The organism is Sorangium sp. So ce185, from assembly GCF_051526825.1.
Lineage (GTDB): Bacteria > Myxococcota_A > Polyangia > Polyangiales > Polyangiaceae > Sorangium > Sorangium cellulosum_D.
In genome coordinates this window covers 3,198,067-3,221,372 of sequence record NZ_CP150316.1, presented here as the reverse complement: position 1 = coordinate 3,221,372, position 23,306 = coordinate 3,198,067, and the positions used below count along the sequence as shown (strand labels likewise).

Annotated in this window: 14 protein-coding genes; 8 read left to right on the top strand and 6 right to left on the bottom strand. The window is 69.2% G+C overall.

Going from position 1 to position 23,306, the window contains the following annotated elements; translation table 11 throughout:
* Positions 1–8: 8 nt before the first annotated feature.
* Positions 9–1,688, bottom strand: coding sequence for a ribulokinase (locus WMF26_RS11955; protein ID WP_438000425.1), 1,680 nt, complete (start codon positions 1,686–1,688; stop codon positions 9–11).
* 150 nt (positions 1,689–1,838) lie between these two features.
* Positions 1,839–3,446 (bottom strand): glycoside hydrolase family 43 protein, encoded by a 1,608-nt coding sequence (locus tag WMF26_RS11950; protein ID WP_438000424.1) that lies wholly within the window; start codon positions 3,444–3,446, stop codon positions 1,839–1,841.
* Between the two features lie 337 nt (positions 3,447–3,783).
* Between WMF26_RS11950 and WMF26_RS11945 the strand changes: the two genes are divergently transcribed.
* The 4 genes from WMF26_RS11945 (at position 3,784) to WMF26_RS11930 (ending at position 9,735) form a co-directional block, all read left to right on the top strand.
* Positions 3,784–4,836, top strand: a complete 1,053-nt coding sequence (locus tag WMF26_RS11945) for a LacI family DNA-binding transcriptional regulator (RefSeq protein WP_061628533.1) — start codon at positions 3,784–3,786, stop codon at positions 4,834–4,836.
* A 565-nt stretch (positions 4,837–5,401) separates the two neighbouring features.
* On the top strand, positions 5,402–6,892 hold the full coding sequence (locus WMF26_RS11940) for a DUF1592 domain-containing protein (protein WP_438000423.1): 1,491 nt from the start codon (positions 5,402–5,404) through the stop codon (positions 6,890–6,892).
* A gap of 58 nt (positions 6,893–6,950) precedes the next feature.
* Complete coding sequence (locus WMF26_RS11935; protein ID WP_438000422.1) at positions 6,951–8,285, top strand: DUF1552 domain-containing protein; 1,335 nt, start codon at positions 6,951–6,953, stop codon at positions 8,283–8,285.
* Positions 8,286–8,373: 88 nt separating this feature from the next.
* Positions 8,374–9,735: a DUF1552 domain-containing protein gene (locus tag WMF26_RS11930; RefSeq protein ID WP_438000421.1), complete on the top strand. Its 1,362-nt coding sequence runs from the start codon at positions 8,374–8,376 to the stop codon at positions 9,733–9,735.
* Between the two features lie 93 nt (positions 9,736–9,828).
* Here the strand turns inward: WMF26_RS11930 and WMF26_RS11925 are convergent, their stop codons facing one another.
* Complete coding sequence (locus WMF26_RS11925; protein WP_438000420.1) at positions 9,829–11,298, bottom strand: PAS domain-containing protein; 1,470 nt, start codon at positions 11,296–11,298, stop codon at positions 9,829–9,831.
* Positions 11,299–11,830: 532 nt separating this feature from the next.
* Here WMF26_RS11925 and WMF26_RS11920 point away from each other — a divergent pair.
* The 3 genes from WMF26_RS11920 to WMF26_RS11910 all read left to right on the top strand — a co-directional run bounded on the left by WMF26_RS11920 (position 11,831) and on the right by WMF26_RS11910 (position 16,148).
* Entirely contained in the window at positions 11,831–13,525 is a 1,695-nt protein-coding gene (locus WMF26_RS11920; protein WP_438000419.1) for a DUF1592 domain-containing protein, read from the top strand.
* 14 nt (positions 13,526–13,539) lie between these two features.
* Positions 13,540–14,898: a DUF1552 domain-containing protein gene (locus tag WMF26_RS11915; protein WP_438000418.1), complete on the top strand. Its 1,359-nt coding sequence runs from the start codon at positions 13,540–13,542 to the stop codon at positions 14,896–14,898.
* A 470-nt stretch (positions 14,899–15,368) separates the two neighbouring features.
* Positions 15,369–16,148 (top strand): alpha/beta hydrolase family esterase, encoded by a 780-nt coding sequence (locus WMF26_RS11910; RefSeq protein WP_438000417.1) that lies wholly within the window; start codon positions 15,369–15,371, stop codon positions 16,146–16,148.
* A gap of 232 nt (positions 16,149–16,380) precedes the next feature.
* Here WMF26_RS11910 and WMF26_RS11905 read toward each other — a convergent pair whose 3' ends face one another.
* From WMF26_RS11905 to WMF26_RS11895, 3 genes are all read right to left on the bottom strand, one after another.
* A complete protein-coding gene (locus tag WMF26_RS11905) occupies positions 16,381–17,916 on the bottom strand; it encodes a non-reducing end alpha-L-arabinofuranosidase family hydrolase (RefSeq protein WP_438000416.1) in 1,536 nt (511 codons plus the stop codon).
* Between the two features lie 190 nt (positions 17,917–18,106).
* Entirely contained in the window at positions 18,107–19,546 is a 1,440-nt protein-coding gene (locus WMF26_RS11900; protein ID WP_438000415.1) for an endo-1,4-beta-xylanase, read from the bottom strand.
* A gap of 137 nt (positions 19,547–19,683) precedes the next feature.
* Positions 19,684–20,439 (bottom strand): hypothetical protein, encoded by a 756-nt coding sequence (locus WMF26_RS11895; RefSeq protein WP_438000414.1) that lies wholly within the window; start codon positions 20,437–20,439, stop codon positions 19,684–19,686.
* A 1,069-nt stretch (positions 20,440–21,508) separates the two neighbouring features.
* Between WMF26_RS11895 and WMF26_RS11890 the strand changes: the two genes are divergently transcribed.
* Complete coding sequence (locus tag WMF26_RS11890; protein WP_438000413.1) at positions 21,509–23,263, top strand: glycoside hydrolase family 43 protein; 1,755 nt, start codon at positions 21,509–21,511, stop codon at positions 23,261–23,263.
* The last annotated feature ends 43 nt before the right edge of the window (positions 23,264–23,306 follow it).

The window sequence follows — 23,306 nt, the reverse complement described above, 5'->3', positions numbered from 1 at the left end:
GACACCGCTCATTGCGTCAGCTCCTCTTCCACGAACGATCCGAGCTCGACATAATCCCTGTACAGCGCGTCATAGAGCCTGGCGCGCGCGGGATCCGGTCGATAACGGGCCTCGGTCCCGGAGGACATCGCGCGCTGCGCGTCCTCGATCGTGGCGTGCAGGCCCGCCGCGGTCGCGGCGAACATCGCCGCTCCCAGCGCGACCGGCTGCTCGCCGGCGCGGACCTCGACGGTCATGTCGAGCACGTCCGCGAGGACCTGCATGGTCAAGGGGCTCTTGCGCGCGACCCCTCCGATACCGATGATGCCGTCGATGCGGATCCCCTGCGCGCGGAAGCGCTCGACGATGGCGCGCGAGCCGAAGGCGATCGCCTCGACCAGCGCGCGGTAGATCCGCGGCGCGTCGGTGCCCAGATCCAGGCGGGCGATCGCGCCCTGGAGCCGCTGGTCCGCGTCCGGCGTCCTCCGCCCGTTGAACCAGTCGAGCGCGACGACGGAGCTCCGCGACGGCGGGATCTCCGCGGCGGCCTTGTCCAGCGCGGGGATGATCCGGTCCATGATCGCGTCGGCGAGCGCCGCCCGGCGCGGATCGCCGGCCTCCGGGGCGTCCGGCTGGATCGCGAGGAGCGGCCAGCTGAGCAGCTGCTTGAACCACGCGAAGACGTCGCCGAAGGCGGACTGCCCCGCCTCGTAGCCGATCGCGCCGGGGAGGATCGAGCCGTCCACCTGGCCGCAGATCCCGGCGACCAGGACCTCGGTCGCGTCCGTCTTCGGGGCGACGAGCATGTCGCACGTGCTCGTGCCCATCACCTTGAGCAGGTGGTGAGGCTGGATGTCGCCGCCCACCGCGCCCATGTGCGCGTCGAAGGCGCCGACGCCCACGACGACGTCCGCCGGGATGCCGAGCGTCGCGGCCCACGCGGGCGAGATCGTCCCGAAGGGCGCGTCCGCGGTGAAGGTGCGCGAGCCGAGGGTCTCCCTGAGCGCGGGCAAGCGTGGGCTCAGCCTCGCCAGGAAATCGCTCGACGGATACCCGTCGAACTCCGGGTGCCACATGGCCTTGTGGCCCGCGGCGCAGCGGCTCCGCCGGATCCGCCCGAGATCCTCGGTGCCGGTGAGGACCGCTGGGATCCAGTCGCAGTGCTCGAGGATGGTGACCGCCGCGCGCGCCACCGCCGGGTTGTTCTCGACGACGTGGAGCGCCTTGGCCCAGAACCACTCGGAGGAGTACACGCCCCCCGAGAACTTCGTGTAATCCGGGCCGCCCCAGGAGCGGGCGAGCTCGTTGATCCGCGCCGCCTCGGCCACGGCGGTGTGGTCCTTCCAGAGGATGAACATCGCGTCCGGATCCTCCTCGAAGCCAGGGAGCAGCGAGAGCGGCCTGCCCTTCGCGTCGGCCAGGACCGGCGTCGAGCCGGTGGTGTCGACCGAGATCCCGCGCACGCGGGCGGCCACGTCGCCGCCCGCCTGCGCCAGGGCCGCTCGGATCGACGACTCCATCGCAGAGAGGTAGTCGAGCGGATGCTGGCGGAACCGGTGCTCGCGCGGGTCGCAATAACGACCTTGCGCCCAGCGCGGGTAGGGCGCGACCGCCGCCCCCGCGAGCGCGCCGTCGCGCGCGTCCACGACGACCGAACGGACGGAGTCGGTGCCGAAATCGATCCCGATGACGAAGGTCCCAGTGCTCATGACGACCTGCTCATGGCCAATCCGAAGTGATGATGTTTCAATGTGAACGTTAACATCTTCGATGTCAACAACAATCGCCGTGCCGCTGCTGCGGCTCGGCTCCCGGGCGGGCGAGCTCGTCTGGCCGGCGCGTCGAGCGCGGCGCCGCGATCACTTGAACTGAAAATAATCCAGGTTGAGCAGAGGATCAGAACCGGTACCGGTGAAGCGTAGACAGATATCGTGGACTCCCGGCGGAACCGGAGCCGCGCACTCGACATCCGTCCACGCCTGCCAGCCTCCCGTGGGGCCGACCGCGCACACGCCGATGCGCTCGCCCGGCGCGTCGGTGAACCCCTCGCAGCCGCCCAGCAGCACCTCGATCGAGCCGCCAGCGGTCGAGCCCGAGGACACGCGCGCACGGAACGTCTCCACGCCGCCGCCGAAGTCGAGCTGCGAGTACCCGATCCAGTCCTTGTCGTTGATCCAGCCCACGGCGACCCCGGCGCGCGCGCCGCCCTCTTGCACGACGTCGACCTCGATGCCGCGCTGGGCGGCCATGGTCTCCGCCTCCATGCGGGCGCGCGCGTTGACGCTCTTCAGCTGAGCCACCCTGCCCTTCGTGGCGGAGACCTGGACGATCTTGCCCTGCGCGTCGTACATCAGGTTGTCGACCGTGATGCTGCGCTGGTAGTTCGAGAAGCCGTCGCGCTTCGCGAGCACGCGGTTGTGGAAGAAGATGTACCAGTTGCCCTGGTACTCGACGATCGAGTGGTGGTTGTTGTCGCCGTTGTTGTCGGCCGGGCTCGGCAGGATGGTCCCAGCGTAGGTGAACCCGGTCATCGGGTTGTCGCTCATCATGTAATCGATGTACGCCGCGTGGCCCGTGAAGTCGGTCGAGTACGAGAAGTAGTATTTCCCGTCGCGCTTGTGCATGAACGACGCCTCGAAGAAGGCCGGCGCCTTGATGGTCGTCGCCGACGCGTCCGCGAGGCTGATCATGTCCCGGCCGAGGCGGATGACGCGAGCGTTGTCGCCCGTGCCGGTCGGACCTCCGCCGAAATAGAGGTACGCCTGGCCGTCATCGTCGATGAAGCACGTGGGGTCGAAGAGCCAGTCCACGTCCCCGACGCCCGGCGTGCTCTTCGAGATGAGCGGCTTGCCCAGCGCTTCCTTGAACGGGCCTCCCGGCGTGTCGGAGACCGCGACCCCGATCCCGCTCCCCGAATCCGGGAAGTACAGGTAGTATTTTCCGTTAGCCTCGCTGTAGCAGGCGTCCGGAGCGTACAGGTACCTGGCCCACGTGTCCGCCGCGGCCAGCGCGACCCCGTGATCCTGCCAGTTCACGAGGTCGTCCGACGAGAAGACGTGGTAGTCGACCATCGAGTAGCCCGACTGGTCGTCCGGGTCGTGGGACGCGTAGATGTACACGCGCCCTTCGAACACGTGCGCCGACGGATCCGCCGTGAAGATGTGGCTCACGATCGGGTTCCGGGCGTACCCGTTCGCCACGCCGGGGGGAGCGCCGCCGGCGCCGCCGCCGCCGCCGCCGGTCGCGTCGACCCCGCCCGTCGTCGCTCCGCCGCCGGTGCCGCCGGTCGTGGAGACGGCGGCGCTGGTCGTCGAGGCGCCGCCGGTGCCGACGGTCGTGCCCTCGGAGGAGCCGCCCTGGCCCCCTCCCGTCGAGGACCCCGGGGTGTCGAGGGGTCCGGCACAGCTCGGCGCCGAGAGGGCAGCTGCGAGCATCAACGAAGAACGAGCGAGTCTCCTCATGGTCATCGTGGCTCCTGGTCCCACGCCTCGCCCGCCCCTCCCGCGCTCGGCTGGGCTGCGCCCACGACGGCTGGCGGACGGCGTCCGTGCCGAACGGGCCCGGCAGCGGCGGTTCCGGCGCGCGCAGCGGCCCGCTTCGGGGCAAAGCCGAAGGATGAGACGGCATTGTGAACGTTCACATGGCCGAAGTCAATGCCGATCCTGCCCGCGACGGCTGAGCCTGGGACCCGGCGGCGGCTGGCGCATCGCTCCTGGAGCGGCGCGTCAAGCGGACGGGCGCCGAGCCCTGGTCATGTTCGATGTGGATTCCAATCCGTCCGTTCACGACTAAGCTCCAGCCCCGATGGCTGAGAACTCCCCTCCAGAGCGGCGCGTCAAGCGAGGCGGGCGCCGCGCCGCGGTCATGGTCGATGTGGCCAAGCTCGCCGGCGTCTCGCACCAGACCGTCTCGCGCGTCCTGCACGACAGCCCCCACGTGCACCGCGAGACACGCGAGCGCGTGCTCGAAGCGATCCGCCAGCTCGACTACCGCCCGAGCTCCGTGGCGCAGGCGCTCGTCACCGGGCGCTCGCGGACGCTGGGCGTGGTCAGCTTCGACACGACGCTCTACGGCCCCGCGTCGACGCTCCTCGGGCTCGAGGAGGCGGCGCACGACGCCGGGTACGGCGTCAGCATCGCCAGTGTCAAGTCCCTCAGCCGCGCGTCGGTGGTGGACGCGGTGAAGCGGCTGTGCGACCAGGGCGCCGACGGCGTCGTGGTCATCGCCCCGCAGCGGTCGGCGGTGGACGCGCTCCGCCACATCACCTCCGACGTGCCGGTGGTCGCCGTCGAGGGTGGGCCGGACGACTCGATCCCGGTGGTCGCCGTCGACCAGCACGGCGGCGCGGCGGCCGCGACCCGCCACCTCCTCGACCTGGGGCACAAGACGGTGTGGCACGTCGCCGGTCCGCCCGACTGGCTCGAGGCCGACCAGCGCATCGACGGCTGGCGTTCGACGCTCGTCGCCGCCGGCGTCGAGCGGCCCCCTCTCCTGCGCGGCGACTGGAGCGCCCGCTCGGGGTACGAGCTCGGCCCGCAGCTGGTGCGCACGCCGGGCATCACCGGCGTGTTCGTGGCCAACGACCAGATGGCGCTCGGCCTGCTCCGCTTTCTCCACGAGGCCGGGCGCGACGTGCCGAAGGACATCAGCATCGTCGGCTTCGACGACATCCCGGAGGCGGCCTACTTCACGCCGCCTCTCACCACCGTAAACCAGGATTTTTCCGCGCTCGGGCGAAGGTGCCTCCACCTCCTGCTCGGTCAGATCGAGAGCGGCCACCGCTCCTATGCGCACGTCGTGGTCGAGACCAAGCTGGTCGTGCGCAAGAGCACGGCCGCGGCCCCCCGGAATCGCTGAGCGCGTACGGGCCTCCGGCGTAGGCCCGCCGGCCCGGTCCTCCACCGGGTCCGGGCGCGGACGCTCCGTCACATTTGTTTTGACATCGGCTATGTGAACGTTCACATTCTCCCCAGGGGTATTCTTTCGCTTTGCCCCGGAGGAGGCGGCCGTGCGTACCGGGCCCTGCGTCCTCGGGATCGGGATCGATCCGCGCGCCGACACCGCTCGCACGGTCGTCGCGCAAGCGATCGCTGACGGTGATCGACGTTGTGCCCAGGTCACGCCGGGCGATGTGCGGTTCGAGGTGCGACCAGCAGCCCTGAGGCAGGATTGCCCGCCGCGGGCTCCCGTGCGTCGTCACTCCCTTACGTTATCGGAGAGCAAGATGAAGAAGCCGTGGTGGCACGAGCGCCGTACTTCAAGAGAGATCGCCGCTGTGTGCACGCTCGCATTCGCGGCCGCGTGCACGGGCACGCTGGGTGACTCGGAGGACGGCGATGGGCCGCCCTCCGTTGGAAGCGACGGACCGTCGACGGGCTCGGCTCCTCCGCCGTTCCAGCCCGCTGCCGGGATGCTGCGCCGTTTGACGCGAACGCAGTTCCGCAACGCGGTGCGCGACGTGTTCGAGGTCGAGGTCGACGTCAATAAGCTCGACTCCGACAGCTGGAACGGTAACTTTGCAGTCATCGGCGCCGCGACCGTCGTGACCTCGGAACGCGGCGTCGAGCAGTACCACACGGCCATCGAGGACGCCGTGAACACGGTGTTCGCGGATTCCGCGAGGCGGGACCGATTCATCGGTTGCGCGCCCAGCGGCGCGAAGGACGACGCTTGCGTGCGCGGCTTCATCGAGACGCAGGGGCTCCGAGCGTGGCGCCGCCCGCTCGAGGCCGTGGAGGTCGACCGGCTCGCGGGGGTCGCCGCGACGGCCGCGACCGAGCTCGGCAGCGCCATCGAGGGTGCCCGCTGGGCGACGGTGGCCCTCTTCACGTCGCCGAACTTCCTGTACCGCCCGGAGCTCGGAGCGCCGAGCGCCAGCGGGTCGCTCCGCCTGACGGGCTACGAGATGGCGTCCCGGCTCGCGTTCCTGGTGTGGAACAGCCTGCCGGACAAGGAGCTGCTCGACCAGGCCAAGAGCGGCGCCCTCGAGACGGTGGAGGGGGTCCGTGAGGCGGCGACGCGGCTGCTCGACGCGCCCGCTGGACGCGAGGCCGTCGGCGCGTTCGCCGAGGAGTACATGCGGCTCGAGCGCATCGGCACGCAGGCCAAGGACACGGAGCTATTTCCGGAGTACGGCCCCGCGCTGCAAGAGGCGATGGTCCGCGACATGCGAGGCACCTGGGAGGTCCTCGCGTTCGACGATCAGGCGAGCGCGCTCGACCTGTTCTCGACCACGAAGGTCGTCGTCAACTCGGAGCTCGCCGAGCTCTACGGCCTCGACACGACCGGCCTCAGCTCGAACCGCTTCGAGGTCCGCTCGTTGCCCGCGGACGGCCCGCGCCTCGGGATCCTCGGCAAGGCGGGCTTCCTCTCGCAGTTCGCGAACCAGAAAGAGGGCTCCCCCACCCTGCGCGGCAGGTTCATGAGCGAGGCCCTTCTGTGCAAGACCATCCCGTTGCCCCCCGGCGACGTCGACATCGTGCTCGACGAGCCGACCGCGGATATGCCCCTCACCAAGCGTCAGCGGCTCGAGCGCCACCGGACCGACCCCACCTGCGCCGGTTGCCATGCGTTCATGGACCCCTTGGCCCTGCCGCTCGAGAACTTCGACGCGATCGGCCGCTACCGCACGACCGATCACGGCCTGCCGATCGACCCGAGCGGGTCGTTCGACAAGCAGCCGGTCGCCGACGCGCGCGAGCTCGGCGAGGCCATCGGCTCGAACGAGAAGGTCGCGCAATGCCTCGTCCGCAAATTCTACTCGTATGCGGCGGGGCACGAGGAGCGAGACGTCGACGGCAGCGTCGTCAACGAGCTGAACGCTTCGTTCGAGGCGTCGGGGTTCCAGCTGCGCGAGCTGGTCCTCGACGTCGTGACGAGCAAGGCCTTTTCGTCCGTCGCCCCCCAACGCTAGTCGCACGGTATTCCCCATGACGCTTAAAGCTTTGAACCGACGAACGGTACTCCGGGGCATGCTGGCGACGGGCGCCGCCGTCACCATCCCGCTCCCCCTGCTGGAGATCATGCTGAACCAGAGCGGCACGGCGTACGCTGCGCCGAACGCCCCGGTCTCGCCGCTCTACGTCACCTGGTTCTTCGGGAATGGCACGCTGCCCGGCCGCTGGAAGCCGGCGCGCACGGGCTCCGGCTCGGCCTGGGAGCTCAGCCCCGAGCTCCAGCCGCTCGCCGACCACAAGTCGCACCTCACCGTGATCAGCGGCCTCGAGAACAAGCTCGTCGTGTCCGGCCTCGAGCACCCCACCGGGTCGGCGGGGGCGACGACCGGCGCGCCGCTCGGCGGCAACGCCGTGCGGGCCGCCTCCATCGACCAGATCGTCGCGGATGTCATCTCGGAGGGGGCGCCGTACCGCTCTCTCGAGGTGGGATTGACGCCGGCGACGCCGGGAGGCCCCCAGGACTCGCTGCACACGGTCTCGCACCGGGGGCCGAACTCGCGCAACAACCCGGAGTTCGACCCGAAGGCCGTGTTCAATCGGTTGTTCATGGGCACATCGCCCGCGCCCAGCGATCCGCAAGCGGAGCAGGCCGCGAAGCTCGCGCGGGTCCGGAAGAGCGTGCTCGACTCCGTCCTGGAAGACGGCGCGAGCCTGCAGCAGCGGCTCGGCGCGGCCGACAGGCAACGCGTGGAGCAGCACCTCGACTCGATCCGCGCCATCGAGCGGCGCCTCGAGACGACGGCCCCCGGCGACGGCACGCCGACGGCGTGCAGCAGCCCGACGGCCCCCGCCGTCGGCAAGGATGTACAGAGCGAGGCGCCCCCGGCGGTGAACACCGCCATGGTCGAGCTCTCGGCGCTCGCGCTCGCCTGCGAGAGGACCCGCGTGCTCTCGTTCATGTTCTCGCTGCCCGCCGCGCACGTCTACTACCGGCACCTCGCGCAGGACATGAACGACGACTTCCACGACACCATCTGTCACGGCGACCCCGGGGATCAATCCAGCCAGCCCCGCGTCGACAAGGGCGTGATCTACACGATGCGCTGCCTCAACGAGTTCTTGACCAAGCTCAAGAATACGCCGCACGGCAGCTCGAACTTGCTCGACAGCTCGCTCGTCTTCGTCACGTCCGACACCGCCTGGGGAAAGACGCACTCGCGGACGGAATGGCCGGTGCTCTTGGCGGGCAAGGCCGGTGGGCGGCTGCGCGGCGACGAGCACCACAACTTCCCCGGCGACAACCTGAGCAAGGCGCTCCTGACGGTCGCCCAGATCATGGGCTCGAAGGCGACCCAGATCGGCATCGACGCCGGGCGGGTCAACTCACCGCTCCAAGGCATCCAGGTCTGAGCGCGGCGCAGCCCGGAGCGGGCGCGCCGCCCGCGCTCGCGAACACGTCACCCCTCATCGCACGGTGTTCCCCATGACGCTTAAAGCTTTGAACCGACGAACCGTACTCCGGGGCATGCTGGCGACGGGCGCCGCCGTCACCATCCCGCTCCCCCTGCTGGAGATCATGCTGAACCAGAGCGGCACGGCGTACGCTGCGCCGAACGGCCCGGTCTCGCCGCTCTACGTCACCTGGTTCTTCGGGAACGGCACGCTGCCCGGCCGCTGGAAGCCGGCGCGCACGGGCTCCGGCTCGGCCTGGGAGCTCAGCCCCGAGCTCCAGCCGCTCGCTGACCACAAGTCGCACCTCACCGTGATCAGCGGCCTCGAGAACAAGCTCGTCGTGTCCGGCCTCGAGCACCCCACCGGGTCGGCGGGGGCGACGACCGGCGCGCCGCTCGGCGGCAACGCCGTGCGCACCGCATCCATCGACCAGATCGTCGCGGACGCCATCTCGGCGGGGGCGCCGTACCGCTCTCTCGAGGTGGGCGTGACGCCGGCGACGCCGAACGGCCCCCAGGACTCGCTGCACACGATCTCGCACCGGGGGCCGAACTCGCGCAACAACCCGGAGTTCGACCCGAAGGCCGTGTTCAATCGGTTGTTCATGGGCACATCGCCCGCGCCCAGCGATCCGCAAGCGGAGCAGGCCGCGAAGCTCGCGCGGGTCCGGAAGAGCGTGCTCGACTCCGTCCTGGAAGACGGCGCGAGCCTGCAACAGCGGCTCGGCGCGGCCGACAGGCAACGCGTGGAGCAGCACCTCGACTCGATCCGCGCCATCGAGCGGCGGCTCGAGACGACAACCCCCGGCGACGGCACGCCGACGGCATGCAGCAGCCCGGCGGCCCCCGCCGTCGGCAAGGACATGCAGAGCGAAGCCCCGCCGGCGGTGAACACCGCCATGGTCGAGCTCTCGGCGCTCGCGCTCGCCTGCGAGAGGACCCGCGTGCTCTCGTTCATGTTCTCGCTGCCCGCCGCGCACGTCTACTACCGGCACCTCGCGCAGGACATGAACGACGACTTCCACGACACCATCTGTCACGGCGATCCCGGGGATCAATCCAGCCAGCCCCGCGTCGACAAGGGCGTGATCTACACGATGCGCTGCCTCAACGAGTTCTTGACCAAGCTCAAGAATACGCCGCACGGCAGCTCGAACTTGCTCGACAGCTCGCTCGTCTTCGTCACGTCCGACACCGCCTGGGGAAAGACGCACTCGCGGACGGAATGGCCGGTGCTCTTGGCGGGCAAGGCCGGCGGGCGGCTGCGCGGCGACGAGCACCACAACTTCCCCGGCGACAACCTGAGCAAGGCGCTCCTGACGGTCGCCCAGATCATGGGCTCGAAGGCGACCGAGATCGGCATCGACGCCGGCCGGGTCAACTCACCGCTCCAAGGCATCCAGGTCTGAGCGCGGCGCAGCCCGGAGCGGGCGCTCCGCTCGCCCGCCCGTGACCGCGGGCCCGAGCGCGGCCGCCAGCACCGGCGGCGCCGGCTCGGTCGCTCAACGGGTGGCGCGCGGGCGCTCCGTGGGCCGGAGCGCGTGGGCGATGCCGCTCTGCAAGCTGCTCAGCGTGACGATGCCGGAGAGGTCCGCGCCGAGCTCGATCAGGGCCCTCGCCACCTCCGGGCGGATGCCCGTGAGCACCACGCGCGTGCCGAGCATCCGGGCGGCGCGCGCGGTCCGCGTCAGCGCGTCGGCGACGAGCGCGTCGACGGCGCGCACGCCGGTGATGTCGAGGAGCGCGGTGTGGGCGCGCTGGCTGCTGATCCCGGCGAGCAGCGTCTCCATCACCTGCCCCACCCGCGCGCGGTCGAGCGTTCCGACGAGCGGCATGGCCAGGACGCCGTCGGCGAGCGGGATGAGCGGCGTCGAGAGCTCCCGGAGCGCCTCCCGCTGCGCGGCGATGACCTGCTCCTGCAGCGCGGCGCGCTCGGCCTCCGAGCGCCTCAGGTCGGTGTCCTCTCTCACGACGCCGCCGACGCCGACCAGCTCGCCGCGCGCGTCGTGAACCGGGAATTTGACCGTGGAGAAATAGAAATTCTGGCTGCCGTAGTCCAGCACCTCTTCGTACCGCAACGGCCGGCCGCTCGCGAAGACCTCGCGTTCTTTCGCCACGATCGCGTCGGCGACGTTGGGCGGCGTGGCGCCGAACTCATGCTCGTCCTTGCCGAGGAACTCGATGGCGTGCCGCCCGAGCGCGCGCGCATAATGGCGGTTGACGAACACGTACCGCCCCTCCGCGTCCTTGATGAACATGACGTTCGGCGAGTTGTCCACGAGCTGCAGGAGGAGCTGATAGCGCTCGTGCACCAGGTGCTCTCTCCGCCGCGGATCGTCGCCTTCATCCACGATGGCCGCGATCTCCCGGACGTCGCCTCGCTCGTCGCGCAGCACGGCGTAGGTCCACCGGCAGGTGATCGCGTTTCCCTCTCTCGTCGTGCCCGCGCTCGTGGTCGTGGCGAAGAAGCTCTCGCCAGCGTCGTGCTTGAACGCCTGCACCGCCTCGGGCGACACCGGATCCGCGGCCACGAGGTCGGAGAGGCGGCGGCCCACGGCCTCGCCCTCGCTCCAACCGAAGAGGCCCTCGGCGCCGTCGCTCCAGCGCGTCACGGTGCCATCCAGGCGCCAGTGGACCAGCGCCGGCACCCGCGTGGCGCCCCGCGCGAACGGCGCGTCGAGGTACGCCGCTGACGCGCTGACCAGCCCTCTCTCGCGCGCGAGCTCACCGCGCAGCGCGGCCAGCTCGCTCTCCAGCTCTTCGACGCGCGCGCGCAGCGCCGCGCTCTCTGCCTTGGGGTCGATGTCGCCATCGATGTGCGCGGACACCCCACCCCGCGCGGGGCTCCCGTCGAGCTCGCGATGCGCGCCCGCCGAGCCCTCTGCGCCCGAGCCGCGGTCTCCTCCGGATCTCCCGTGCGCGTGGGCGCGTCCGCTCGCTCCCGACGTGCCCTCGCTCCTGTCGCGGCTCATCCTCGCCCCTCTGCGCGCTGCTCCGAAAGCGCGTCCGTAGTGTAACGGACTTGCAAGTCGAGATCCCACCAAAAATCCGACCAGCCGCCACTCGCAGGCAGCGGGGGCGTCGGTCGATTGGCGTTGACACTCCAAATGTGAGCGTTCACAATCGACCAAAGCGGTATCCTTTTGCTTCGCCTTGGGTGGGTGCCGTGTGCCCGAGGCCCTCGTCGTCCGCTCGATCCCGGCCCGACTCCGTACGTCCTGCGGTGCGCGCCGCGAGCGGCGGATCGGCGCACCGCAGGTCGCCCGCGGTCGCGCGCCTCCCGGGATCGCGCGATCCCTCGCGATTTCGCGCACGAGCGAGGTCGCGAGCTCTGGTCGGGCTCGAATTGCTCATCATTGATCGGCCGCCGGCCAAACGTCGCGGGTCAAACCGAAGCCGCGCTCGATGACGGAGGAGAACACACCATTTCTGGTCTCTGGTGGTTGCGCTGACAGCCACGCTGAAAGAGCTGTTCATTCGTCAGAGCCTGTTGAGGAGACAATGATGACCTCACCGTCTTTTTCGATCACCGGCCGACCGCGCTGGAGGCGGGCGCTCGGCGCGGGGCTCTGCGCTGCGGCGCTCCTCCTCGCGGGGTGCACCGGCTCCCTGGGCGACCCGGATCAGGGTGACGGCGCCTCGCCGGGCGGCGCGGCGGCGGCGCAGGTCGCCGAGCGCAGCATGTTCCCGCGGCTCAGCCACGCGCAGTGGGAGAACACGGTGCGCGATCTCCTGCGCCTCGACGACAGGCCCGGTCTCTCGGCGTCGTTCACGACCGATCCGCTCGGCGGCGTGTTCGACAACAACGAGGCCGCGCTCCTCGTGACCCCGGGGCTCTGGAGCGATTACCAGCGCGCCGCCGAGGAGCTCGCGGCGATGGTGGCCGAAGACAAGGGCAAGCTCGATCGGATCGCGCCCGCGGACCTGCCGGACGAGCCGGAGGCGCGGGCGCTTGCGTTCGTCGAGCAGTTCGGCGAGCGGGCGTTCCGGCGGCCGCTCACGGCCGGCGAGCGGGACGCGTACCTCGCGCTGTTCCACCGCGGCGAGGAGCTCTTCGACGGCAACGATCCGTTCGCCGCCGGCGCGCGCGCGGCGCTCGAGGCGTTTCTGCAGTCACCCCATTTCGTCTACCGGGTCGAGGTCGGCGCCGGGCCGGCGAAGGGCGGGCTCATCCCGCTGAGCGGCCACGAGATCGCGACGAAGCTCGCGTACCTCTTCTGGAACACGATGCCCTCCGACGACCTCCTCGCCGCGGCGAAGGCGGGCGAGCTCTCGACCCCCGAGGCCGTCCGCGCCTACGCCGAGCGCATGCTCGACGACCCGCGCGCCCGCGACGTCGTCGGCGCGTTCCACCGGCAGCTCTACGATTACGAGCAGTACCACGATCTCAACAAGGACCGGGCGCTCTACCCCGAGTTCGTCCCCGAGATCGGGGACGACATGCAGCGCGAGGCGGAGCTGTTCGTGGAGCACATCGTCTTCGACAAGGAGGGTGGGCTCACCGACCTGCTCACCTCGCGCACCGCGTTCGTGAACGACCACCTCGCCGCGGTCTACGGCGTCGAGGGCGAGTTCTCGGACAAATTCGAGCAGGTGGAGCTCGCCGAGGCGGAGCGCTCGGGGCTGCTCACGCGCCTCGGCTTCCTCGCGTCGAAGGCGACGGCGCGGCAGCCGGACTCGATCCACCGCGGCGTCTTCGTGAACCTCAGGATCCTCTGCGCCGCGCTGCCGCCGCCGCCGGACAACGCGACGGGGCTGCCGCCGGGCGAGCACGCGACCAACCGCGAGCGCGTCGAGGCGCACACGGGCAAAGGGACGTGCGGCGAGGCGTGCCACGGGACATGGATCAACCCGGCCGGGTTCGCCTTCGAGCATTACGACGCGATCGGCAAGTACCGCACGATCGACAACGGCGTGCCGGTCGACGCCGCGGACGCCTACCGGTTCGGCGGCGAGCTGAAGAGCTACGCGGACGCGATCGAGTTCAGCCGGATCCTCGCCGAGAGCGACGAGGCCCACGCGTGCTACGCGCGGCGCTGGATCGAGTTCGCGCAGGGCCGCAGCACGGGCGCGAAGGACCGGCAGTCCATCAAGGAGCTCGGCGAGGCGTCGCGCGGCGGCGCCTCCACCAAGGAGCTCATCCTTCAGGTCGTCTCGTCCGACACCTTCCTCACCCGTGTTCCCGCGGAGGCGCAATGATCAGCCGACGACGTGTGCTTCGAGGCCTGTTTGGCGTAACGGTCGCGCTCCCGTTCCTGGAGACGTTCGCGCCCCGGCGCGCGGCGGCCGGCACGGGCGACGCGCCGCCCTTCGCGATCTTCATGCGCCAGGCGAACGGCGTGGCGCAGGCGGCCGGCGACGAGCCCGAGATGTTCTGGCCCAGCGAGACGGGCCCGCTGTCGAAGGCGTCCCTGGAGCGGGACAGCGGCCGGGCGGTCAGCGAGCTCAAGGACTACGCGAGCCAGCTCATCATGGTGCGCGGCGTGGATTTCGCGTTCAAGGCCAACGGGTGCGGCCACTCCGGCGGCGGAAACCAGTGCCTGACGGCCGCGCGCGTGTCGGATCAGCCATCGGGCAACGAGTCGCTCGCGATGGGCGAGTCGATCGACAACCGCATCGCGACCGAGCTCAACCCGCCAGGCGTCGAGCCGCTGACGCTCTACGCCGGCAGGATGGGCGGCTACATCAACGAGGTGCTCTCGTACCGCGGGCCGAAGCAGCTCCGCGCCGCCGAGCGCAACCCGATCAACGCGTACAAGAAGCTCTTCGGGCTCGCCGACGTGGGCGCCGAGGCCCAGCAGGCGCTGACCGAGCGCCGCACCAGCGTCAACGACCTGGTGCGCGGGGAGATGCGGGCGCTCATGAGCCGGAAGGACCTCAGCAAGAGCGATCGCGAGCGGCTAGCGCTCCATTTCGACAGCATCCGCGACCTCGAGGTCGCGCTCGCGTGCAATCTCCCGGCGGAGGCCGTCGCCGAGATGGAGGCGATCTCGCCGAACGTCGGCAGATCCGAGAACGTGGAGACCGTCACGCGCATGCAGATGGACATCATCGCGCTCGCGATGGCGTGCGGCGTGACGCGCGTGGCGACGCTCCAGGTGGGCGACGGCAACGACGGGACCGAGTACACGATCCATGGCGTCCGGCAGAAGAGCTACCACAAGATCTCCCACCGCATCGACAGCGACGGCACCTCCGGTCCGCCGATCGAGGGCGCTCAGGAGCTGCACCACCAGATCGACCGGATCCACGCGCGGATGTTCAAGCACCTGCTCGACCGGCTCTCGTCCTACGAGCTCGGCTCGGGGACGCTCCTCGACCGCGGCGTGGCGGTGTGGCTCAACGACAATGCCGACAAGTTCCACGGGTACCGGAGGGTCCCGTACATCCTCGCCGGCGGCGCCGCGGGCTACCTGAAGACCGGCCAGTTCGTCGACGTCAAGATCACCAACAACAAGCTGCTCAACACGATCGGCGCGGCGGTCGGCTGCAAGAACGGCCAGGGCGGCCCGCTCGACGATTTCGGCGACGAGAGCCTCGAGGGCGGGCTCGTCGATTCGATCCTCGCCTGAGGGAGCAGGAGATCCGCACGTCGCGGAGGCGCCGCGCCCCGGCTGCAGGACCTGCCGCTCGCGGAGCCGGGCCCCACGGCAGCCAGCTTCGTCTCATTCCGAGGCGGGCTGCGTCCGATCCATCGAACAACGGAGAAGCGTTGATGAATTCGAGAATACTCTTGCCCAAGCTGGCGCTATGCTGGCTCCTCGCAGGCTGCGGAGGGAGCGGTTCCGGCGACGCATCGGATGCGGCCGTGTCCGCGGGCACGGGGTCGCCCGGGAGCGCGGGCGCGGGAGGATCGACGGCAGCTGGCGCAGGCGCACCCGGCGACGGGGGCTCGGGCGGAGCGACATCCGGCGGCGGCGATGTCGCCAGCGGCACTGGCGGCGACGGCAGCGGCGGATCGGGCGGCAGCGGCGGATCGGGCGGCAGCGGCGGATCGGGCGGGTCGAGCGGCGGGGTCGTTCCGAGCGAAGGCTGCGGGAAGGTGCCCACGCTCAAGGACAAGAGCACCGTCACGATCCGGAGCGGTGGCAAGGACCGCAAGTACATCCTGTGGCTCCCCGCCGGCTACGACAAGGACCGTCCTTACCGGCTGGTCATCGCTTACCACTGGTACACGGGCAGCGCGGAGCAGGTCGTGGATTGCACGAAAGAGGGGATCCGGTGCTACACGACGCAGAGCCCGTTCTACGGGCTCTGGGACCTCGCCGAGAACAGCACCATCTTCATCGCGCCCGACGGGCTGAACGCTGGCTGGGGCAACGCGAACGGAGAGGACGTCACCTTCACAGAAGACATTCTCGAGCAGGTGGAGGCCGACCTGTGCGTCGACAAGTCGCGGATTTTCGCGAACGGCTTCAGCTATGGCGGCGGTATGACCAAGGCGCTCGGCTGTGCTCGACCTGACCTGCTCCGCGCCATCGCGGTGTACGGGGGCGCCGACTTCCTCGCCGGTTGCGACGGAGGGACGATGCCCCTCGCGTTCTACGGTGCCCACGGGGTGAGCGACGGGACCTGCGCTTACACTTCGGGCGAGCAGATCCGCGACAGGTTCGTCAAGAACAACGGCTGCACGGCGCAGGATCCACCCGAGCCCGCCAGGGGCAGCGGCACGCACACCTGCGTTTCGTACACCGGCTGCTCGAGCGGGCACCCCACGCGCTGGTGTGCGTTCGACGGGGATCACACCCCCTCGCCGAAGGACAAAGGCCAGTCGACGACCTGGAACCCTCGCGAGGTCTGGGACTTCTTCACGCAGTTCTGAGCTGAGGCCTCGTCGGGCGGAGCCCAGACCCGGCGACCCGGACGCGAACCTCACCGGCGTGGGGTCGCGGCCTGGGTCGCTTGGCGCGCCGCGTATGAACCACAGAGGCACAGAGGACACAGAGGAAGAGAGAAGAGGGAGAGATCAGGATCTTTTCTTCATCCCTCTGTGCCCTCTGTGCCTCTGTGGTTCCAATCCCTTCCTTCTCGGGCGCTTCAGGCTGATCGGTGCTCTAGCGCACCGCCTTCAGCAGGCCGAGGCGATACGGGAGCTGCGAGTATTCGCCGCCCGACCTCGGATCGCGGCCTTGATACAGGAACTGGAGATTGCAGGTGTCGATCGTCGCGGTCTCGTCGTTGCCGTCGCGGAGCAGCTCGCCGTGGCTGACGTCGTCGCTCCAGTCGGCCACGCCCGACGCGTAGGTGACGTTGTTCTGGCCTGCGAACGGCGCGTTCCAGGTGTGCGCGAGCGGGGTCCACGCGCCGTCGAGGCGATCGGCGGTGAACGAGCGATAGAACCTGGCGCCCGTCGGGCCGATGGCCTCGATGAGCGTCAAGTACTTGTCCATGCCCTTGATCTTGTACGTGGAGCTCCCCTCGAACAGGTTGTTGCGATTCGAGTCCTGAAGGGCGACCGAGACAGGACCGAACCCGCTCGGGAAATTGCGCAGGGCGGTCTGGCTGCGGTACATTTTACCGTCGTCGCCGGTGAAGAAGAGGTAGCAGTTGGCGCTGTCGCAGATCACCCAGTAGTCGATGGGCAGGCTGGGCATGCCAGCGGGCGTTGACGCGAAGAAGTTCTGGGGCCTGCTCCACGTCTCCGGGCGGCTCGGGTCGTCGGTCGTGGAGAACTGCGGCGGCTGCGATTGATAGATGAGGTACCACTTGTTCTGAGGCCTGAAGAAGAAGATCTGCGGCGCGCACCGGTAGCCGCTGAACCCAGGCGTGCGATCCATATAGTAATGCGACGCGGACGCGGCCTGGGGCCAATCGGTGAAGCTCAGGTGGGTCATCTGCCAGTTGCCAGCGGTGTTCGCCGTGGTGGCATAGATGTTGTAGCGATCGTTATGGAAGACGACCGTCGGGTCTTTGACAGACACGATATTGTGAGTCGCGTCCGACTTCGGGCTCACCAGGATGCCGCTCGACTGCCAGCGGAAGGAGGTGGGCAAGCCGCAGCCCCCGCCGTCAGAGCCCCCCGTCCCTCCGCCCGAGGTCACGGGCGTGACCCGGAATTGCTGGTTGGTCCCGCCGTTCGACGCCCACTGGATCACGGCGGTGCCGTCCGCGGTGCCGCGGCCGTAGACGTCCAGGGACTTGCCGCTGTGGCGGGCCGTGAGGCGCACGGCGCCGCCGGTGACGTCCGTGAACGACCACTGCTGGTTCTCCCCGGTCCAGCAGGAGTATTGCTGGACGCGGGCCCCGTCGCTGGTAGCTGCTCCCGCGACGTCCACGCAGCGGTCGCTGCCCACGTTGCGGATGCGATAGTAGCCGCCGCCCGCCGATTCCATGCGGAACTGTTGCCGCGCAGAGCCGTTGCAGGCGGCGATCTGCACGCCGGCGCCGTCAGCGGTGCTGCCTCCGGCCACCTCGACGCACTTTCCGCTCTGCACGCCGACGATCGTGTAGGTCGCCGCGGTGTCGATGGTGACGCTCTCCGCCAGGTCGCCGAAATCGAAGCCCTCTTCGTCGAGCTGCTCGGCGGGACCGCACGCGGTGGCGGCGGCGAACATCGTGGACAGCAAAGATAGTCGAAGTCCGATTCTCATCATCGTCTCCTGTACTCACCAAGGTATGAAGCTGCAAACAAGACACATAAGGCGCCCGGGATCGGCCGCGCGGGCTCGGGCTCACGGGCAGGCTCCGTCGAACCTGCGCCGTGAGGACGAGCCTGCGCGGCGCTCTCCGGGCGCGCGGCTGTCGGGGACGCGCGCGCGGGGGGCGCGCGCGTCGGCGCGGTCAGCGCCCCAGGTAGCCCATGAGCCAGGACATGGCGGGCCGCATCTGGCCGCCGCTGCTCATGAGCCCCGAGTTGGCGAGCCACGTCTGGCCGCTGACGTAGCCCCACAGCGTGATGCCCTTCACGCTGGGATGGTCGTAGAACATGGGGAACTGGCTCTGCATCACGCTGAGCTGCTGCGCGTCGTTCGCCAGGTTGATGTCGTACTCGGTGATGTAGACCGGCAGACCGGTGGCGGCGAGCCGGTCGAGGAAGGTCTTCACGGTGCTGGTCGGCATCGAGAACGCGGCGTGGGCCTGCGCTCCGATGCCGTCGATGGGCGCCCCTGCCGCCCGGATCCGATTGACGATGTTGATGGTGTTCTGGTTGTCGCCGCTGTACTCGATGTTGTTGTAGTCGTTGAGCAGCAGCTTGGCGTTCGGGCAGTACTGCCGCGCCCACTTGAACGCTTGCACGATCCAGTCGTACCCGCTCGCTCCCGCGCCGCCGAGGGCGTTCATGTACACCGGCGTGGTGTGCGGGGGCGGCTCGTTCACGACGTCGATGATGGCGACGTCCGGGTAGCGCTGGCAGAACGCCCGGATCCACTCCTCCACCTCCGCGCGCTGCTCGCTCTGCGACAGACCGGCGAGCCAGCCCGGCTGCTGGGCGCCCCAGATCAGGGTGTGGCCCTTGTAAGGAATGTTGTTCAGGCGCGCGTAATCCCGGACCCGGTCCATGCCGGACCAGTTCATGACGTTCCGCTGGCCCTCGACGGAGCCCCACTTGCCCTCGTTCTCCGGGGAGAGCTGGTTCCAGTATCGGGCCAGATCCGATCGCACCTGCCCGCCGGTCGTGATGTTGCCGACGAACTTGCCTCCACCGGTGCCGGTCCCCGTTCCGCCCGAGCTCACGGGCGTGAGTCGGAATTGCTGGTTCGTCCCGCCGTTCGACGCCCACTGGATCACGGCGGTGCCGTCCGCGGTGCCGCGGCCGTAGACGTCCATGGACTTGCCGCTGTGGCGCGCCGTGAGGCGCACGGCGCCGCCGGTGACGTCCGCGAACGACCACTGCTGGTTCTCCCCGGTCCAGCAGGAGTATTGCTGGACGCGGGCGCCGTCGGTGGTCGAGGCGTTCGCGACGTCCATGCAGCGGTTGCTGCCCACGTTGCGGATGCGATAGTAGCCGCCGCTCGCCGATTCCATGCGGAACTGTTGCCGCGCAGACCCGTTGCAGGCGGCGATCTGCAAGCCCGCGCCGTCAGCGGTGCTGCCCCCGGCCACCTCGACGCATTTTCCGCTCTGCACGCCGACGATCGTGTAGGTCGCCGCTGCATCGATGGTGACGCTCTCGGCTGCGTCGCCGAAGTCGAAGCCCTCTTCGTCGAGCTGATCGACGGGACCGCACGCGGCGAGCGCGAGGGCGGTCAGCAGGGGCCAGCGTTCGAATCGCATTCTCATAAGCTTCTCCTGTACTTAAGCGGGTAAGGTTATAGAGCAAAACCAGCTGCTTCGATGCATGAGATCATCGATATAAGGTCACTCGTGAAGGCGGCCGGAAGAGAGCGCCGCGGCGCGCGGTGCGCCGCGGCGCCAGGTCACGGCTGCGCCAGCTCGACGGATTGCACGTCGAGCTGGATGAACTGGCCGATGAACGGCTCGGGCGCCGGCGGCACGCCGTCCACGACCAGATGCTTGAAGTTGGCGATCATGGTACGATTCGGATCGTCGCCCAGGAAGGACACCATGGCTCCGCCGCGGATCGGGATGGTCTTCGTGTGGTCGATGATGAACACGTCGTGCCCCACGGTGGGGTTGTCGTTGAGGTAGTAGACCTCGGGCGGGTCGGACACCGAGAAGCTGTACCTGTTGTACGTCGCGTTGTCGGGCGTGCCGCCCACGCGGAAGTGCATGCCGTCGGGCGTGCCGCCCCGATACGTCTCCGGCTCGACCACGCCCCGGAGCCGGACGGTCACCTGGTAGACCGTGTCGGGCGAGCCGCCGAACGTCCTCTTCTCGTCGACCCGCGTGGACGTCGCGCACTCGTCGCGGTTGCCGGGGTCTTGGTCGCAGGGGATCTCCCAGCGGAAGCCGTCGATGCTGGCGGCCGCCGCGAGCAGGTCTTCGCCGCCGCTGCCGCCGGCTCCCCCGCCGCCGCCAGCGCCGCCGTCGCCGCCGGCTCCGCCGCTGCCGACGGAGCTCGCGCTGGTCGAGGCGGTCGTGCTGGAGCTCGTCGCGGCGCCTCCGCCTGCGCCCCCGACGCCGGTCGAGCTGGAGCTGGAGCTAGCCTGGTCGCCCGAAGGCGGGTCGGCGTCGGAGCCACAGGCGACGAGGAGCATGAATGCAGGGACCACGAGTGGAAAAATTCTCATTTTGCACCAGTCCGGCGAGCGCGCCGGTATTGAACGTGGGAATGCCAAACGTCGTCTCGTCGACATCGCGTCTCGTTCGAATGGCCATGCCATGGTCGTGAGCGGCCCGGCGCAGCGCCGCGAGCCGCCTCATGACCGGCTCGACGGGTTTCTCAGGTCGTGATCCCCCTGAGGTCGTCGACGCGGGTCAGCTCGGTGGATGTGCGGGGCGTCGAGCAGATGCTCGCGAACCGACGCGCGCGCGGGTCGTCGTGGAGCCCCCGCGCCCAGCGCTGCTGACCCGCGACCGCGACGTCCGCGAGCTCAACGTGGCTCGCGCCCGTGCCGACCGAGCGTGCTGAACCGGCGCCGAGATCGATCGGCTGACGAAGCTCTCGGCGCGTATGACCACCCCTCCGGAGCGAAGCAAGAGATACGAATGGGTTGTCATGTTAACGCTAACAGAAGCGATGTCAATCCAGATCGACCACCCTGCATCTTCCTCATGACTGAAGCGAGAAGGCTGACAGGGCTCCTCCGGAGCGCCGCGTCAAGAAGAGCGGGCGCTGGCTTCATCCATGCTGCCATGCCTGCCATGCCTGCCATGCTGCCGCACTCGACAGTACGCCTGGATTTCTCCGCAGCTGAGGCCGCGAACGACACCGATCGAGGGCGACAAGTCACACGAGCGCGGGCCTCGCCTGATGTCCCGCGGCGCCCCGCGCCCGCCCCTCTCCACGCCGCGGGCCGGAGGAGCCCCGCCAGCCTCGGCCTTCCCCGGGCCGGAGCATCACCCGCGGCCCGGTCGATCTGTGTTGACTCCGGCCATGTTAGCGTTCACATTGGCCAGGAGAAGTATCCTTCTGCTTCCCCAGGGATGGGTCGTCCGCGCCCGGGGCCCTCGTCATCCGATCGATCTCGGCACCGACGCCGTTCGCGCGGTGGTGTCGGACGCGAGCGCTGGCGAGCTCTTGATGGGCTGCCGCCACGCCGTCCGGAGATGCTCCAGCCGAGCCGCCTACGACATCGACGATACCTGACGAAGCTTCAGGAGACCAGCAAGGATCCGAGAATGGCAACGAACACGACGCTCATCCAACGTAAGGTCCTCACGGCGGCATCGATACTTTGCGGCGTGGCTGCATTCCCGTCCGTCTCGCTGGCGGACAACCCCATCGTTCAGACCATCTATACCCCCGATCCTGCGCCCATGGTCCACGGTGACACGGTGTACCTCTACACCGGCCACGACGAAGACAGCGCCACGGACTGGTTCGGGATGAACGAATGGAGGGTGTACTCTTCCAAGGACATGGTGAATTGGACGGACCACGGTTCGCCGCTGAAGTTCAGCGATTTCAGCTGGGCGAAGGGGGACGCGTGGGCTGGCCAGGTCATCCACAGGAACGGGAAGTTCTACTACTACGTGCCCGTGACGAGCCGCTCGCTCAACAGGATGACCATCGGCGTGGCCGTGTCGGACAGCCCTACCGGTCCGTTCAAGGACGCCCTGGGGAAGCCGCTCGTCGCGGCCGACTGCGGCGACATCGATCCGACGGTGCTCATCGACGACGACGGCCAGGCCTATCTGTACTGGGGGAACCCGAGCTCGTGCTACGTCAAGCTGAACGAAGACATGATCTCCTACCAGGGAGGCGTCGTGCACGTGCCCATGACGGCGGCGAGCTTCGGGCAGCGCACCGGGGAAAATGATGGTCGTCATACGACCAAGTACGAAGAAGGTCCCTGGCTCTACAAGCGCGACGGGCTGTACTACCTCGTGTATGCGGCTGGCCCCATCCCTGAATACATCGCCTACTCCACGAGCAGCAGCCCCACCGGCCCGTGGACGTACCGCGGGGTCATCATGCCCACGGAGGGCAGCAGCTTCACCAATCACGCGGGCGTCATCGATTTCAAGGGGAACTCCTACTTCTTCTATCACAACGGCGCCTTGCCGGGCGGCGGAGGCTTTCACCGCTCGGCGGCCGTCGAGAAGTTCACGTTCAACCCCGACGGTACGATCCCGACGATCAGGATGACGAAGGAGGGCCCGCCTGGCGTCGGCAACCTGAATCCGTATGTCATGACGGAGGCTGAGACCATCGCCTGGGAATCCGGTGTCGAGACCGAGCGATGCAGCGAGGGCGGCGTGAACGTCACCTCGATCGACAACGGGGACTTCATCAAGGTGAAGGGCGTCGATTTCGGCACCGGCGCGGTGTCGTTCGACGCGAGGGTGGCCTCGGCGACGGGCGGCGGCAGCATCGAGCTGCGCCTCGACAGCCCGACCGGCACGCTGGTCGGAACCTGCATGGTTCAGGGTACCGGCGGCGCCCAGACCTGGGTGACCACGTCGTGCGCGGTCGACGGCGCGACAGGGATCCACGATCTGTACCTGAAGTTCACCGGCGGGAACGGTCCTCTGTTCAATTTCAACTGGTGGAAATTCACGCCGCTCGACGCCCCGGATCCGGAGCCGACCGGCGTCGGGGGCGGCGGGGGCGGCGGGGGCGCCCCGAGCACGGGTGAAGGGGGAGCCACGGGCAGCGGCGGCTCGGGCGAGGGTGGGAGCGTCAGCAGCGCAGCGACCACCAGCACCGGAGCGACGGCGGGCAGCGGCGCGGGGGGCGCTGGCGCCGCCCCCGCTGATGGCGACAGCCACGACGAGGGCGGGTGCGCGTTCCGGGTCAGCTCGGGGTCCAGCTCCCCCGCGGGGGCGCTCGCCGCGTTGATCGCGCTGGGCGCGGTCGCCGCGCGGCGGCGTCGTGCGCGAGGCGCTGGGCGGCGCGGGGCCGCGGGTCGACGCTCCTCGGAGACCGCGTGAACTCGAGCTGCGCGCGAGATATCACCTGGAAACCGCGAGCGCG